The sequence below is a fragment of the Streptomyces sp. NPDC101225 genome (genome assembly GCF_044767585.1).
GTDB lineage: Bacteria > Actinomycetota > Actinomycetes > Streptomycetales > Streptomycetaceae > Streptomyces.
In genome coordinates, this window is the sequence record NZ_JBIWOE010000039.1 from 62,664 (window position 1) to 78,458 (window position 15,795).

10 protein-coding genes are annotated in these 15,795 nt (G+C 68.8%); 7 read left to right on the forward strand and 3 right to left on the reverse strand.

Annotated features, from left to right (window positions below; all coding sequences use genetic code 11):
- Positions 1 to 971: 971 nt before the first annotated feature.
- Positions 972 to 3,416: a SpoIIE family protein phosphatase gene (locus ACIRPX_RS36760; RefSeq protein WP_404203495.1), complete on the forward strand. Its 2,445-nt coding sequence runs from the start codon at positions 972 to 974 to the stop codon at positions 3,414 to 3,416.
- A gap of 378 nt (positions 3,417 to 3,794) precedes the next feature.
- On the opposite strand, the gene ACIRPX_RS36765 is transcribed toward ACIRPX_RS36760, so the two are convergent.
- On the reverse strand, positions 3,795 to 4,574 hold the full coding sequence (locus ACIRPX_RS36765) for an IclR family transcriptional regulator (protein ID WP_404203497.1): 780 nt from the start codon (positions 4,572 to 4,574) through the stop codon (positions 3,795 to 3,797).
- A 209-nt stretch (positions 4,575 to 4,783) separates the two neighbouring features.
- Between ACIRPX_RS36765 and ACIRPX_RS36770 the strand changes: the two genes are divergently transcribed.
- From ACIRPX_RS36770 to ACIRPX_RS36795, 6 genes are all read left to right on the forward strand, one after another.
- On the forward strand, positions 4,784 to 5,965 hold the full coding sequence (locus tag ACIRPX_RS36770; RefSeq protein ID WP_404203499.1) for an FAD-dependent oxidoreductase: 1,182 nt from the start codon (positions 4,784 to 4,786) through the stop codon (positions 5,963 to 5,965).
- A 1,080-nt stretch (positions 5,966 to 7,045) separates the two neighbouring features.
- A complete protein-coding gene (locus ACIRPX_RS36775) occupies positions 7,046 to 7,888 on the forward strand; it encodes a 2-keto-4-pentenoate hydratase (RefSeq protein ID WP_404203501.1) in 843 nt (280 codons plus the stop codon).
- Complete coding sequence (locus ACIRPX_RS36780; RefSeq protein WP_404203503.1) at positions 7,885 to 8,838, forward strand: acetaldehyde dehydrogenase (acetylating); 954 nt, start codon at positions 7,885 to 7,887, stop codon at positions 8,836 to 8,838. The genes ACIRPX_RS36775 and ACIRPX_RS36780 overlap by 4 nt, the downstream gene beginning before the upstream one ends.
- A complete protein-coding gene (gene dmpG / locus ACIRPX_RS36785) occupies positions 8,835 to 9,854 on the forward strand; it encodes a 4-hydroxy-2-oxovalerate aldolase (RefSeq protein WP_404203505.1) in 1,020 nt (339 codons plus the stop codon). The genes ACIRPX_RS36780 and dmpG overlap by 4 nt, the downstream gene beginning before the upstream one ends.
- A 525-nt stretch (positions 9,855 to 10,379) precedes the next feature.
- The gene (locus ACIRPX_RS36790; RefSeq protein WP_404203507.1) at positions 10,380 to 11,444 is read left to right on the forward strand and encodes an extradiol ring-cleavage dioxygenase; all 1,065 of its coding nucleotides are present in this window, start codon (positions 10,380 to 10,382) and stop codon (positions 11,442 to 11,444) included.
- Positions 11,445 to 11,895: 451 nt separating this feature from the next.
- Positions 11,896 to 13,515 carry an ISAzo13 family transposase gene (locus ACIRPX_RS36795; RefSeq protein WP_404203521.1) on the forward strand — a complete coding sequence of 540 codons (1,620 nt, stop codon included), beginning with the start codon at positions 11,896 to 11,898 and terminating at the stop codon, positions 13,513 to 13,515.
- Between the two features lie 642 nt (positions 13,516 to 14,157).
- On the opposite strand, the gene ACIRPX_RS36800 is transcribed toward ACIRPX_RS36795, so the two are convergent.
- Both ACIRPX_RS36800 and ACIRPX_RS36805 read right to left on the reverse strand, forming a co-directional pair.
- Complete coding sequence (locus tag ACIRPX_RS36800) at positions 14,158 to 14,928, reverse strand: dienelactone hydrolase family protein (protein WP_404203509.1); 771 nt, start codon at positions 14,926 to 14,928, stop codon at positions 14,158 to 14,160.
- A 361-nt stretch (positions 14,929 to 15,289) separates the two neighbouring features.
- Positions 15,290 to 15,793 carry a gamma carbonic anhydrase family protein gene (locus ACIRPX_RS36805; protein ID WP_404203511.1) on the reverse strand — a complete coding sequence of 168 codons (504 nt, stop codon included), beginning with the start codon at positions 15,791 to 15,793 and terminating at the stop codon, positions 15,290 to 15,292.
- Positions 15,794 to 15,795: the final 2 nt, after the last annotated feature.

Genomic DNA, 15,795 nt, shown 5'->3' on the forward strand with positions numbered 1-15,795 from the left:
CATCCCGTCGCCCGCCGCGCAGTCCTGTTCGCCAGAGTCAGGAAGACGGCCGCGTAGAAACTGCTCGGAAGCCCGGAGACGGTTTATTCCGTAGTCGAATTCGTGAGCAGCCGACAGAAGTGGAGGGTGCCGCTCGTCGACTCGATCCCAAACGGATAGCCGTTCTGGTAGGCCGGATCGAGTTCGGTGACGACCTTGACGTTCACAGCGGATTACGCCTGCGCCGTCGGAGCCATGACGAAGGCGGCGCAGCCAGTAACGCACCAACCACGGCTCGTCCCGCTCGACGCACCATCGAGTGGGTTTTGCCCGCCGACTTCGCTCGAGAAGGGACAGGAGCCACGTGTTCGTTTTCCAACTTCACTCCCAAACCTCCACGGATTCTCGACAGGCCTACTTCGAGGCCTTCGAATCATTCACTCTTGCGTTCCGTCGCGGCCGTACGACCTTTCCGACGCCACGGCGGAACGGCTGAGGGGAAACGCCCCGCGGACGCCACCACACAGCGCGACTTCAGGCCAGAGGGGATTCGCAGATCAACTCGGATCGACCGGACGTCGGCAGTCCCGGCCACTCGGGCCGACGTTCCGCCAGGAACGATTTGTTCGTCCCGACAGACCTTCCCGAGCGATGGTCGCACCCTTGTAAACAGCGGACGCGCCGCCGCGCCTTCACGCTCCTCTCGCACCGCCCCGGACCGCAGCCCGCGGCGGGTATCTCCCGCAGGCACGGCGAAGGGGGCCAGCGATCCCCTCGGCGCTGCCACCGCTCACTGCTTCGTCACTCGAACCAGCACCGCTCGGTCGAGGATCATGCCCGGATTGGAACAATAATGGAGAAATCCGGGCACACAACAGACAAAGTGTGCCCCGAGTTGCGACCGGCGAGCGAGCAGCATGATTGTGGAAGAGCGCCCCATGTGCACAATCGGCGCAGTACGGTGTCTCTTCAGAGCACCGAAACGAGCGGTGATGGACAGCGAGAACTCTTCCGACCACAAGGGCGGTCTTCCCCGCGGGGGCGGTACACCGACGGCCTCGATCGACTCCCGCGGTCGCGTCGTCGGCTGGAGTTCCGGAGCCCGGGACCTGCTCGGCTACGAAGCCGACGAAGTCGTCGGCCGAGGCGCGTCCGAGTTGCTTGCCGCCAAACTTCCGCTGTCGACACTCGCGCGACTCCCAAAAGGCACGGAGTGGGGCGATACCCTTGTGTTGCGACACCGTGACGGTTACGCCGTGGACGCGGCCGTCTGGGCCGTTCGGCAGCGCGGCCCCGGTGGACGGGACGTCTGGACGCTGTACGCGGTGAACTCGCTCTCCTCTCCGGAAGCGGAGGATCACGTCAGCGCGCACGTTGCTCTCCGGGAAGCGGCTCTGTCCCAGTTGCCCGTGGCGGTCGCCGTCCACGACTCCGGCGGCAGCATGGTCGGAGCCAACCATGCGTTCCTGCGACTGATGGTCGAGCAGCGGCCCGGTCACGATCCGCCTGACGCTGAACCGCGCCTCGACTCCCCTCATGACCACGTCACGCGGTTCGTGCTGCGCGTGCTGGAAACAGGGAAACCGGTCCAGCAGGAGCTGTCCGTTGCCTCCCCGGAGGGGAGACGTCCTCGAACCTGGTCCGTGCTGGTCTCACCGGTACAGGACACATCAGGGCGGACCCGAGGAGCGACGACCACCCTGAGTGACATCACAGACGCCGCACGCGCCCGGTGGCGGCTGGCCGTGGTGAACGAGGCGAGCGTACGCATCGGTACCTCTCTGGAGGTGGTGCGCACCGCCGAGGAACTGGCCGAGCTGGCCGTGAACCGGTTCGCCGACTACGTCGCCGTCGATCTGCTCGACACCGTCTACTCCGGCGGGGAGTCCAAGCCCGGCAGCCCCGCCGACACCACCGCCATGCGTCGGGCGGCCAACCGCTCCGTGATCCAGGGCTGTCCAGAGGCGGTGTTCGCGCCTGGGGACCTCAGCCTCTTCCAAGCCACGTCGCCCCTGTCACACGCCCTGGTCAGTGGACGCCCCGCCCGGTTCGACGTGGATGATCCGGAGATCGCCGCCTGGCTGTCCACTCGTCCACTGCAGTCCTGGAACGCCCGTGCTTTCGGCATGCACTCCGCGCTTTTCATCCCGATACGCGCCCGGGAAACACCGCTGGGCTTCGCTCTCTTCGTCCGCCACCGCACGCCCGAGCCGTTCGACGACGACGACCTGCTTCTGGCCGACGAGATCACCGCCCGGGCCGCCGTCTGCATCGACAACGCCCGCCGCTACACCCGTGAGCGGTTGACGTCGCTCACGCTCCAGCGCAGCCTGCTCCCCAGGCGGGCTCCGAGTGAAGCCGCGCTCGACGTCGCCTCCCGCTATCTGCCGGCCGGCGCGCAGGCCGGTGTCGGCGGCGACTGGTTCGACGTCATCCCGCTCTCCGGGGCACGTGTCGCCCTGGTCGTCGGTGATGTCGTCGGGCACGGTGTTCACGCCTCCGCGACCATGGGCCGGCTGCGCACCGCGGTCCGCACTCTCGCCGATGTCGACCTGTCGCCGGAGGAACTGCTCACCCGGCTCGACGACCTCGTCCTGCGAATGGACCGGGAGGAGGGCTGGGACCGAGATGACGGGGATGCCCCGGCCTCCGCCGGGGAGGTGGGCGCCACATGCCTGTACGCCGTCTACGACCCCGTCTCCCGTCGTTGCACCGTGGCGCGGGCCGGACATCCGCCCCCCGCGCTGGTCCGCCCCGACGGTGTCGTCCAGTTTCCCGACCTCCCGGCCGGACCACCCCTGGGACTCGGGGGCCTGCCCTTCGAGTCGAGAGTGCTGGATCTGCCGGAAGACAGCCTCATCGCGCTCTACACCGACGGTCTGGTCGAATCCGCGGACCACGACATGGACGCCGGGATCGGCAGACTGCGCGAAGCGCTCTCGGATGCGCACGGGCCGCTGGAACAGATCTGCGACAAAGTGGTCGCCGATCTCCTGCCGGATGCTCCCACCGACGACGTGGCCCTGCTTATCGCCCGTACCTACGCCTTGGACTCCTCCCACGTCGCCACCTGGGACCTGCCCGCGGATCCGACGGTCGTGGCCCACGCCCGTAAGCAGACCGCGGAACGCCTAGAGGCCTGGGGGCTCGAGGAGGTCTCCTTCGTCGCAGAACTCGTCGTCAGCGAACTGGTCACGAACGCCATCCGGTATGGCGGCGCCCCCATCCAGTTGAGGCTCATCCGCGGTCATGCCCTGATCTTGGAGGTGACCGACGCCAACAGCACCGCCCCGCATCTGCGACGGGCCCGGACCTTCGACGAAGGAGGCCGCGGCCTCCTTCTGGTCGCGCAACTTACGGACCGCTGGGGTACCCGGCACAGCATGAGCGGTGGCAAGACCATCTGGGCCGAGCTACGGCTCGCGGACGGATCGTGAGGGGACGCCACCGGAACAGGACCACGGGTCTGTCCCGGGGCAGCGCCGGGTGGAGCGCGCATCGGGCGCTCTCGATGTCCGGGACGTGATCACCGAGCGCAGCACTCCGGAGTCGGCCGGACCGTCGGCGCGAGCCGATCGTGAGGCCTTCTCCCCCGCCGGCTACACGCGCTGGGGCCAGGGGGCGGGTGTCACGACACGCGGCTCCGGATCCGCGGGCGAGTGCGCTCCGCCATGGCTGCCCCTGTTCGGCCCCACCCGAGGACTCGGTCCCGACCTCCATCGGAGCGTTGTCGTCCAGACCGGAGTCATCGGAGTCGGACGAGGTCTTCGTCGTCCGCCCGTGAGACACCGCCGCACCTGAGTCGGCTGCTGCGGTCACATGTCGTGAGGGAACCAGAGCGCATGCTCCGGAAGGCGCTGCCGGATCTCGTTGGCCACCTGCGCCACCGCGTCCCGAAGTACCGTCCCCGTCTTCGGATCGAGCCGTGCGTCGGCCGGAAAGGCCACCGAAACGGCCCCCACCGCGAACCCCCTCACCACGATCGGCGCCGCGACGCAGGCCAGGCCCGGCCTGGCCTCCCCGTGTTCGCGCGCCAGGCCGCCCTGGCGGATCAGCCGGAGTTCGGCGATGAGCCGAGCCGCGTCGGTGACGGAGCGCGGGGTCAGGCCGGGGAGGGGATCCGGCAGGAAGTGGGCCAGATCCTCCAGGTTCTCGTGCGCGAGCAAGGCCTTGCCGACAGCAGTGCAACTGGCCGGCAGCCGCGTGCCCACCCCGGATGGATCCGACAGCGTGCTCCGCCGGGCGACCTTCTCCAGGTAGACAACCTCGAACCGGCGCAACAGTCCCAGGTGCACCGTGTGACCGGTCCACCGGTGGAGAGCGGCGAGGTAGGGCATGGCCGCGTCGCGCATGGCCCCGGCCGGCGTGCTGGAACCGAGTTGGAAAAGGTCGAGCCCGATCTTGTACCCGGCGCCGTGGTGCTCGATCGCCCCCAGTTCGATCAATCGGGCCAGCAGGCGGTGAACGGTCGACTTGGGCAACCCAGAGGCCCTGGACAACTCGCTCAGTGTCATGACGCGCTCATGGGCGTTGAACGCACGCAGCAGGTCGAACGCCTTGGACAGGATCGACGGCGGTGTCTCGACAGTGAGCATGGACTCTCCGATCGCCCTCGGCGCGAGACGAACGCCACCTCGGAGGTTTCGTCCGTGTGTCACCAGTATGAATCCGCGGGCGGGCCGCGCGCACGAGGGTTCCGGTGGATGGAACACAGCGTGCCGCTCCCGGCCGTCACGTCTTAGCTTGGAGCAGCCTGGCCACAATCCGGGACTGGCATGCGGCGCGGGCCGGAAGGAAGTTGACGATGCCGGACGGACGTGTCGTGGTCACCGGGGCCGGCCCAGTAGGCCTGCTCGCCGCACTCGGGCTGGCCCAGGCCGGAGTGGACGTGACGGTATGGGAGGCTCGGCCTCGGATCGCGCCGCTTCCCTATGACATGGTGTACGACTCTTCTGTTCTGCCTGGGTTCGAGCAGTTGGGCGTCCTGGGCGAACTGCGGCGGGAGGGAGTCGCCGCGCGCTCGCTCTCTTTCAGGGTGCCGTGCACAGGAGAGTCGATCGTTCTGGGGTTGGACGCACTCACGGGCGCGGTCGAGTATCCGTACAACCTCCACGTGCCTCCCCACGTCCTGACCCGGGTCGTCGCCGACCGGTTGTCGGCACTGCCGCACGCCCGGATCGAATGGGGTACGAGACTCACCGGCCTGGAGCAGGACGCACACGGCGTGACACTCGTCTCCGACTCCCCCGACGGAACACGTACCCTACGGTCCCAGTGGCTGGTCGGGGCCGACGGAGCGCACAGTCAGGTCCGCCGTTCGCTCGGTATGGGGTTCCCCGGCATGACCTGGCCGAACCGGTTCGTGGCCGCCGGCCTCCGCGTCGACCTGGCCACGCTGGGGTTCTCCCCGGAATCCTGCCAGATCGACCCCGAGCACGGCGCGCTGGTCGGCCTTGTCGACCCCACGGGCCTGTGGCGGTACATCTATGCGGAGAGCCGGATGCTGCCGGAGGAATCTCTCGTGGACCGGATGCCCGCGGCGCTCAAAGCCGGCCTTCCCGACGGGATCGATCAGACGGTCGAGAGCTGGTCCGCCTTCCGCGTGCACGAGCGGGCCGCCGAGCGTTTGCGCGCGGGACGGGTGATCCTCGCCGGTGACGCGGCCCACGTGACCAATCCGACCCGCGCCCTGGGTATGGCCTGTGGGGTGTTCGACGCCTTCACCCTCGCCCGGGCACTGGCACCGGTGGTTCGCGGCGAAGCGGACGAGAACGCGCTCGACCGGTGGGCCGAGGACCGGCTCCGGGCCTTCAGGGAGACCGCATCGCCGTTGTCGTCGGAGACCATGCGGTTCCTTTTCCATACGAACGACGAAGCCCGACTACACTCCGGGATCGAATGCTACCGCCGTATGGCGGCCGACCCCGGACTGTGCCGCGACTACCTCCTGTCCGGGCGAGAACTGGACGGCCCGCCGTCGTACTGAGACGGCCCGGCGGCATCAGCCGTGGTCCGCCCCGAGACTGACACACCGACGATCGGAATCCGTTCCGCGATGCCGGAGTCCGAGTGCCCCTCACGACGCCGAGCCTCGGGAGCCTCCCGCCTGCCGTCCTCAGGACTGGACGACCGCACCCCGACGGCCGGGTTCGCCGCACGCGCCGGCACAGAGCAGCGGTGCACAAGGGGATGAGCGCAACGGTCGACGACTTCAGTTACGGGGCGGCGCCCCCTGCGGTCGGCTATCTGATGACCTTCCCGGGAAGGGCGCTCGCACTGCGGTGCGTGGTCCGTTCCCTGCACTTCCGACAGGTCTGGAAACACGGCTGTCTCCCACTTGGGCCAAGGACTCGAGGACAGGGCGGGCCCACTGTCCCTGGGCACCGAGGACGTCAACGCTGAACACGAGAGTCGAGTTCCTCGGAATGTTGCTGTATTCCTTGGCGCCCAACGCCGTCGCCCAGCCCGGCCGGCCGGGCTGCGGCCGCGCGACTGCGGCGACAGGACCGGCGGCGTCGTCACGGAGGCGGACGGCGAGACGACGCGAGGCGACGAGCACAGGGAGAAGCCTTTCGTCCGGCCCGCCCCTGTCGAGGCGGCAACCGTGTGATGTGGACTCGGACACCATGCCGGACAGCCGCTGACCCGCCCCTGACCGAACCTGACGATGTGATCAGGAAGTCTTCGCCCACGTTGCGCAAGGCGGACAGGCGAGGATCACGGCGGTGGCGGAGGACGGACCCGAACTCGCGGAGGCCCTGTGGTACAGGATGGTCGGCGAGGCCTTTCGCGCCGGCGCGGCCCGCGTCTGCGGGGAGGGCGGAAGCGACGGCTCGACGGATCGACGCGAACAGAGTCCGTAGGACGGCGGTGACCGCAGCCGCCTCGGTCCGGGCTCTCCGGCCGGAGGAGTCCGGCATGACTGGGACGAAGTCTCCGGAATGCTCCACCCAATCGTTCCGTGCAGCGGAACAGAGTTTGTCCCCCGGGGGCGCGATGCCTATACCGGAAACCTGGCCGGGTCCATCGAAGCCCCGCTCCCCCGACGCCCTTCTGGAGGCAACTCGTGTCGACCGCTATCGACGGCGCCCGCCCGGACGCCGCCCCACCAGCCGTGGTCAAGGCCGCCGATCTGCTGACGGAGGCCGTCCGCACCGGGACCGCCTGCCCACCGGTGCGGACTCTGTTCGACGACGGCGGTGACCTGGAGACGGCGTATGCCGTGCAGCAGCTCAACGTCCGGCGCGGCCTGGACGTCGGCCGCCGGATCGTCGGCCGCAAGATCGGCCTGACCTCCGTGGCCGTGCAGCGGCAACTCGGTGTCGACCAGCCGGACTTCGGCGCACTGTTCGCGGACATGGCGGTGCCGGACGGCGGCGAGGTGCAGCTCGGGCGACTGCTCCAGCCCAAGGTGGAGGCGGAGGTCGCCCTCGTCCTCGGGCGGGATCTACCGGAGCGCGAGTGCACGCTCGTGGATGTCCTGCGCGCGGTCGACTTCGCCCTGCCCGCCCTGGAGATCGTCGACAGCCGGGTGCAGGACTGGGACATCTCGCTCGTCGACACCGTCGCCGACAACGCCTCCTGCGGCCTGTACGTCCTGGGTGGCACCCCCGTACCGCTCACACGGGTCGACCTGCGCGCTGCAACCATGGCCATGACGCGCAATGGTGCGACCGTCTCGGAGGGCACCGGCACCGACTGCCTCGGCAGCCCCGTCAACTCTGCGGTCTGGCTGGCCTCGGTCCTGGCCGAGCTCGGTGACCCGCTGCGTGCGGGCGACCTGGTGCTGACCGGGGCGCTGGGCCCCATGGCCGCCGCCGCCCAGGGCGACGTCTTCGAGGCCCGCATCTCCGGCCTGGGCTCTGTCCGCGTCGGTTTCGCCGCTGCGGCGGAAGGAGACCAGCAGTGAGCAACCACGACAAAGCCCGCGCCAGAGTCGCCGTCATCGGGTCGGGCAACATCGGCACCGACCTCATGATCAAGTTGCTGCGTCTGTCGGAGAGCCTGGAGATCGCCGCGATGGCGGGCATCGACCCGGACTCCGACGGCCTGGCGCGTGCTCGACGCCTGAAGGTCGCCACCACGCACGAGGGCGTCGAGGGCCTGGTGGCGCTGGACGAGTTCGCCGACGTGGAGATCGTCTTCGACGCGACCTCGGCCGGTGCCCATCGGCACCACGACGACGTGCTGCGTCCGCTCGGCCGCGCCCTCGTCGACCTCACCCCGGCCGCTCTCGGCCCCTATGTCGTCCCGCCGGTCAACGGCGAACAGCACCTGGACGCGCCGAACGTCAACATGGTGACCTGCGGCGGCCAGGCCACCATCCCGATCGTGGCCGCCGTGTCGGCCGTGACACCCGTGCACTACGGCGAGATCGTCGCGTCCATCGCGTCCCGCTCGGCCGGACCGGGCACCCGCGCCAACATCGACGAGTTCACCGAGACCACGTCCTCGGCCATCGAGAAGGTCGGCGGCGCCCGGCGCGGCAAGGCGATCATCGTGCTCAACCCGGCCGAACCGCCGCTGATCATGCGGGACACCGTGCACTGCCTGGTCTCCGACTGCGCCTCCGAGGCCGTCACGGCGTCGGTCGAGGAGATGGTCGGGCGGGTGCAGGGCTATGTGCCCGGCTACCGGCTCAAGCAGAAGGTGCAGTACGAGAAGGTGGCCGCGGACGACCCGCTGCGCGCCCTCGCCCCCGGCTCCGGCGAGGCCCTCAAGGTGTCCGTCTTCCTTGAGGTCGAGGGCGCGGCCCACTACCTCCCGGCCTACGCCGGAAACCTCGACATCATGACCTCGGCCGCACTGCGCACCGCGGAACGCATGGCTGCCCACCGCAGCAAGGAGTCAGCCAAGTGACCACGCTCTACGTACAGGACGTGACCCTGCGGGACGGCATGCACGCCGTTCGTCACCGCTACACCGTCGACCAGGCCCGCACCATCGCCACGGCCCTGGACGCGGCGGGCGTGGCCGCCATCGAGATCTCCCACGGCGACGGCCTGGCCGGCTCCAGCGTCAACTACGGCGTCGGTGCCCACACCGACTGGGAGTGGATCGAGGCCGTCACCGGCGCCGTGGGCCGGGCGGTCCCGACCACCCTCCTCCTCCCTGGCATCGGCACGGTCCACGACCTCAAGCAGGCTCACCGCCTCGGCGTCCGTTCGGTGCGTATCGCCACGCACTGCACCGAGGCCGACATCGCCGCCCAGCACATCGCCGCCGCGCGGGAGCTGGACATGGATGTCGCCGGGTTCCTGATGATGTCCCACATGGCCGAACCGGCCGAACTGGCCCGCCAAGCCAAGCTGATGGAGTCGTACGGCGCCCGCTGCGTGTACGTCACCGACTCCGGCGGCCGGCTCACCATGGACGGCGTCCGCGACCGCTTCCGCGCCTACCGCGAAGTCCTGGAGCCGGAAACGGAGTTGGGCATCCACGCCCACCACAACCTCGCGCTCGGCGTGGCCAACACGGTCGTGGCCGTCGAGGGCGGCGCCGTACGCGTCGACGCCTCGCTGGCCGGGCAGGGCGCGGGGGCCGGGAACTGTCCGCTGGAGGCCTTCGTCGCCGTCGCCGACCTGATGGGCTGGAAACACGGCTGCGACCTGTTCGCGTTGATGGACGCGGCCGACGATCTCGTACGACCGCTGCAGGACCGGCCGGTACGGGTGGACCGCGAGACCCTCAGCCTCGGCTACGCCGGCGTGTACTCCAGTTTCCTGCGCCACGCGGAGACCGCCGCCGCCCGGCACGGTCTGGACACCCGCGACATCCTCGTCGAGGTGGGCCGACGAGGCATGGTCGGCGGCCAGGAGGACATGATCACGGACGTCGCCCTCGACCTGGTCGCCCGCACCGAGGGCAGGCCCTGACCCGGAACACGGCCAACGGTGGGGGTGCGGTGCGCTGTTGGCGCATCGCACCCCCACCCAGCTCGTCGGCGGCCACGGATCTCCGGATCGAAGACGCCGCGTCGCCCCACAGCAGGCAGGCCCGGTGGTCCTGGTGAGCCGTCCGCTCCGCCCCTGGTCCTCCAGCGTCCGTCTCGCAGACGGACGCTGGAGGACCAGGGGCAGCCACCGCGGGGTGCCGCCGTGCGGCGGAGCGGAAAACCTGCCGGACATGACCTCCCCGCTCTGGCTACGGCCGGGAGTAGCCTGCCGGAGCCCGGGCCACGCGCTTTCCGCCGCGACCTCCGCACAACGGGTCGGCTGCCGCACCCGCCATCTGGGCACGGCCGTATCCCACAACGACCGGGGGCGAGGTTCCAGGCAGTAGAACGACCCGTCGGCACGGCACCGCGGGGCAGGTAGACCGGTGTCTGCGGGCGCGTACCGCATCCGGTACGAGGAGGATCGCGTATGTCTTCCTCGCGTAGACCCACGGGAGGAACGACCATGGCACAGGTGCTTGGTCTCGGCATCACGCACTACCCGATGTTGGCGGGTGCCGACACGTACATGGCCAATCTGCTCAAGAGCACGCTCAAGGACCCCGACATCCCCGCCGACCGGAAGGAGTTCTCCAACTGGCCCGGACTCGCCCAGCGGGAGTGGGGAGACGATGAAGGAACCAGCGCCGCCGCCGCCCACCGGGCGCAATTGCTCGCCGGCCTGACCCGCTGCCGTGAGGCACTCGACGAGTTCCGCCCCGATCTGGTCGTCGTCTGGGGCGACGACCAGTACGAGAACTTCCGCGAAGAGGTGATCCCCTCCTTCTGTGTCCTGGCCTATGACGACACCGATGTCGAGGCTTTCGCCGTGCTGGAGAAGCTCAAGGTGCCGAACGCGTGGGGCCTGCCGATGGACACGAGTTTCCGCATGCGAGGGATGCCGGACTTCGCCAAGCAGCTCACGGCCGACGTGATCACCTCGGGGGTGGACATCGCCTACTCGTACGAACAGCGCAAGGGCATCCATTTCCCGCACGCCTTCGCCAACACGCAGATCTTCCTCGACTACGACCACGTGGGGAAGGAGTTCCCGTATCCGATCGTACCCATCGCGGTGAACTGCTACGGGGAACACGTCATCGCACGCCGGGGCGGTATGGCCCGCTTCGCCGAGATCAACGCCGGAGAGCGGCTCGACCCGCCGGGCCCGTCGCCGGCGCGCTGCTTCGAACTCGGCCGGGCAGTCGGCCGTTCGGTTCGGGCGAGCGACAAGCGAGTGGCCCTGGTCGCCTCGTCGAGCTGGTCGCACGCCTTCCTCAACGACAAGGACTGGCACCTGCGTCCGGACTCCGAGTCCGACCGCAGGCTCTACGACGCCCTGGTCGCCGGCGACCACGACACCTGGCTGAAGGTGACCACGCGCGACATCGTGGACGCGGGACAGCACGAGATGCTCAACTGGTTCTGTCTTCTGGGGGCCATGTCGGAACTCGGCATGGAGCTGGAGTGGAGCGACTTCGTCCAGACCGAGATCCTCAACTCGAACAAGGTGTTCGCGGTCTACCGGTGACGCGACCGTTCGGTTGATGCGTCACCGCCATGGCGGTGACGCATCAACCGAACGCCGACGGACATGCCACGAAAGACGCTGCATGATCTCCTTGGCCGACTGAGCGACGGTGCCCCGAAGGGAACAGCCACCGTCCTGAGATCGAGTTGCGCTTCGGCCGGACGCCACAGACATGGCGTCGCCGGCCAAGTGCTCCACCACGCTCGGTGGCGGGCGCCCGCACCGGCGGCTGCGACGCCGCCCACCTACCCAGCCCGTCCGTGCGCCGGCATGCCGATCCGCCAAGACCCCTCCTGCGCATATCCGGCCCCGCCACGAGCGCCTCGATGGCGACAGACGGCACGTGCGGGCGGCTCACCGCCCGCCAGGGAGCTGACGATCAATAACTCCTCGATTTCTGTGGCCTGTTGGTTCGTAGGATGCGGGTGTGACGGAGGGGATTGAGGCGGGACTGTCGGAGGCGCTGGGGCTGTTGCTGCCGCATCTGGACGAGCGGCAGCGACGGCTGGTGCTGGGGGCTGCTGCCCGTGTGCGTGGCCACGGTGGGATTCGCCTGGTGGCGGGGGCTGCGGGGGTGACGGAGTCCACGGTGTCGCGGGGGTTGCGCGAGCTCGAACGGGGTGGAGAGCCCGATGGTCGGGTGCGGGCGGTGGGCGCGGGCCGCAAGCGGCTGCGGGATCTCGATCCGGACCTGGTCCCTGCGTTGCTCGCGCTGGTCGAGCCGGACCAGCGGGGAGATCCGGAGCCGCCGCTGCGGTGGACCGTGAAGTCCACCCGTGCCCTGGCCGCGGAGCTGTCCCGCCAGGGGCACCGGGTCGGTCACGACACGGTGGCCGCACTGTTGAAGGCCGAGGGGTTTTCCTTGCAGGGCACCTCGCGTACCACCGAGGGAGCCCGCCACCCCGACCGTGACGCCCAGTTCCGCTACATCAACGGCCAGGCCGCGGCGTATCTCGCGGACGGGCAGCCGGTCATCAGTGTGGATGCGAAGAAGAAGGAGACCCTGGGCGCGTACGCGGTCGCCGGGCGCGAGTGGCACCGGGTCGGGCAGCCGGTTCGCGTGCGCGCCCACGACTTCCCTGAGAAGGGAGCCGAGAAGGCGGTGCCGTACGGGATCTACGACATCGGCGCGGACGCCGGCTGGGTATCGGTGGGCTGCGACGGCGACACTGCCGCATTTGCCGTGGCCACGCTGCGCCGCTGGTGGGACGGACAGGGACGAGACCGCTATCCGCACGCCTCCCGGCTGCTGGTCACCGCCGACGCCGGCGGCTCCAACGGCTACCGGGTCCGCGCCTGGAAGAAGGAACTCGCAGCCTTCGCCCACGAGAGCGGCCTGGAGGTGACTGTATGTCACTTTCCGCCGGGGACTTCGAAGTGGAACAAGATAGAACACCGTTTGTTCTCCCAGATCAGCATCAACTGGCGCGGCAGGCCCCTGACCAGCCATGAAGTCGTGGTCAACACCATCGGCGCAACCCGCACCTGCACCGGCCTGGGCATCCACGCCGAACTCGATCCCGGCGCCTACCCCACCGGCGTCACCGTGCCCGACGACGTCATGGACCGCCTCCCCCTCACCCCGCACGAGTGGCACGGCACCTGGAACTACACCCTGCGTCCCGAGCCTCTATCGGCACAACGCCCAGCAGCAGCAGTGGAGTTCGGGCGCTTCCCGGTAGGGGACAAAGCCCCCGCCTGGCTCGCCCATCCGAGCCTGACTGGCCTGGAGCCGGCCGCCTGGGCCGACCTGCTTGAGCGCTACACCCGCTACCGCGCCGACCACCCGCCGGTCGTCATCCCCGGACGTCACCGGGGAGGGAACACAGGCACCAGCCTGCTCTCCGCCTCCGACCAGCTACTCGCCACCGTCCTCACCAAGCGCTGGTCCCTGCAGCAGGCCACCCTGGCCACCCTGTTCGGCGTCTCCAAGGCGAGGATCGGCAGGGCCGTCCGCGAAACCACCCCTGACCTCGACGCACTCGGCCACACCATCACCGCCGGAGCGATCAAGGTGACCTCCCACGACCAGCTCGCAGCCATCGCGGGACACCGTCCGCCTCCGCCCTGAACACCCCAACGAAATCAAGGAGTTATTGATCGTCAGCTCCCAGGACCTGATCAAGTTCCTGGAGTGTCCGGGTCGCCTGTGACGCCCAGGATTCGGAGCGCGCTTTCGGGCTCGTGGTGGATGGCTCGGGTGGTCTTGGCGATACTGCCGACTTCAAGGATCCTCAGCGCGCCGAGGGCGAGGCTGCGGAAGGCAGTCATGGCTCGGGGTGTGGTGCTGGTCGGACCCCGATCCAGGGCGTCACCGTCAACTGCTCCCAGCACACGCCCGGTCGTCGCCGACGACGGACAGTGTCGCCACCTGAGTGGATGACGACGGACACCAGGGGCCGCCAAGAGCCCGCTGGAGGCATGCACGCCTCATTGAGCCAACTCAGCTATGCCCCTCGCGCAGAACCCACAAGTCAGCGACCCGGTCTGCGTACAGCGGACCCACGCTTCGGCAGGGCAGCGGGGACAGGGGAAGATACTGCGGCAGGCACAGGCAGCTCACGATCAACGGGCTTGGGCACAGTGATCACGAAACCCGTACCGGCTCCGCCACCCGCCCCAATCGGTCCCACCCGACCAGTCTCACGCTTCCGGAACTTGCATCAGTCCTCAACGCCCACAGCGCGGACCACGGTGGGCGGCCTCCGCGCAGCTACACCCGTGATGACTCGCCCCGAGCGCTTCCGGCTCGCTGACGCCATTTCTCGGCCAGCGGCGTCTGCCGCGGTGCGACACGCAGGTCGAGCCACTCCACCGTTCGCTGCCAAGCGTCGAAAGCAGCTGAATGAGGCAAGATTTCACGAGTGTCGTGATAGAAATTCCCACTGACACCGGAGTAGCTGATCAGTTCGGTATACACGGGGGATTCACTCAGAACAGATCCGAGTAGCTGCACGGCAGTCGGCGGCGTCTCCTCGTCCTGTTCTCCGAACAAGCCGAGCCAAGGCGTCACGACCGGCCGCGCCATACGAACCAGCGGCGGCAAGGCACGGGACAGGGCGCCGGCGCCCCCGGTCGGGGCGATACTCACCGCGGCCCCGAGTTCGTACTCGGCCGCTGCCAGCAACGCCGTCCTGCCACCGGCTCCGTAACCGATCAGTCCGACCTGCTCGGGCGTCCAGCCACGCTCGCCCAACCGTCCCAGCAGCACTGACACATCGTTCACAAGATCCCGGTCGCTCACCGCGTACGCGCCGTCCGCCCCGGACAAGTCAACGGCAACCGACTCGTACCCGTGCTCGGCCAGGGCGTTCATCACCTCGGCGGCATCTCGCTCCAGGGCACCGGCGTCACACAGCACGATCGCCGCACCACGTGGCACATGCCCGAGATCGACCTGTGCCACCGGCAGCAGCCGATGAGATCCGTGGCCGAAGGAGACCGGCGCGACGACCGGGTCGATCCGCGGAAAGACCATTTCCATAACCAAACCTCCATGGCGGCAAAGTGTACGAAATCCCCACTTCGAGCAAGGGGTCATTATTTCTCATGCCTATACCAGTAAGGTCGGCACAACTTTTTGACAGCATGCCAGTTTCCTCTGGCCCAAGAACTGACATCGCTCTGGGCGAGCAGAGTGACTTCATGAATCTCTTGCGACTGTTCTCGTGGTCGATGTTCACGGCCGGTGGGCGTAACCGGTGACGCCCCAGCGGTTCATGCGCCGAGCGTCGGCCGGCCCGCCCTCAAGCGCAGGACGACCTGGAGGGCGGCGGCACAGGTTGATCACATTTGGCTTCCTGGGCCACTCTCATCTCGGCCGGAGGCAGCTTCCTCGCCTTGAACTAGTGAACCGGTCTCAGCCCCGCGGTGTGTCTGCGGGCCAGGTCCCGGTACGCGCCGGGATTGGTCCTAACCCACTGTTCGGCGGTGGTCCCCGCGATGGGCTTCCTGACGACCGCGGGAGTCCCGGCGATGAGCAGCCCCGGCCCGAACTCCGCGCCCGCCTGGACCAGCGAGTGGGCCGCGACCAGGCAGCGCGCCCCGATACGGGCGCCGTCGAGCACCGTGGCGCCGTTCCCGATCAGTGCTTCCTCGCCGACGACCGCGCCGTGCACCACGCACAGATGCCCCACGGTGGCCCCGGAACAGACCTCCGTGGGCAGATCGGGCGGCCCGTGCAGCACCGAGCCGTCCTGCACGTTGGCCCCCCGGCGCACCGTGATACGCGAGTAGTCCGCTCGCAAAACCGCGTTGTACCACACCGACGCGCCCGCCTCGACGACGACATCCCCGACGAGAACCGCCGTGGGCGCCACGAACGCCTCCGGATGCACATCGGGAACCATCC

What these genes read in the sequence shown, in the direction of transcription:
- ACIRPX_RS36760 (WP_404203495.1), top strand. Translation starts at nt 972, where the DNA reads ATGGACAGCGAGAACTCTTCCGACCACAAGGGCGGTCTTCCCCGCGGG.
- ACIRPX_RS36765 (WP_404203497.1), bottom strand. Translation starts at nt 4,574, where the DNA reads ATGCTCACTGTCGAGACACCGCCGTCGATCCTGTCCAAGGCGTTCGAC.
- ACIRPX_RS36770 (WP_404203499.1), top strand. Translation starts at nt 4,784, where the DNA reads ATGCCGGACGGACGTGTCGTGGTCACCGGGGCCGGCCCAGTAGGCCTG.
- ACIRPX_RS36790 (WP_404203507.1), top strand. Translation starts at nt 10,380, where the DNA reads ATGGCACAGGTGCTTGGTCTCGGCATCACGCACTACCCGATGTTGGCG.
- ACIRPX_RS36800 (WP_404203509.1), bottom strand. Translation starts at nt 14,928, where the DNA reads ATGGAAATGGTCTTTCCGCGGATCGACCCGGTCGTCGCGCCGGTCTCC.
- ACIRPX_RS36805 (WP_404203511.1), bottom strand. Translation starts at nt 15,793, where the DNA reads ATGGTTCCCGATGTGCATCCGGAGGCGTTCGTGGCGCCCACGGCGGTT.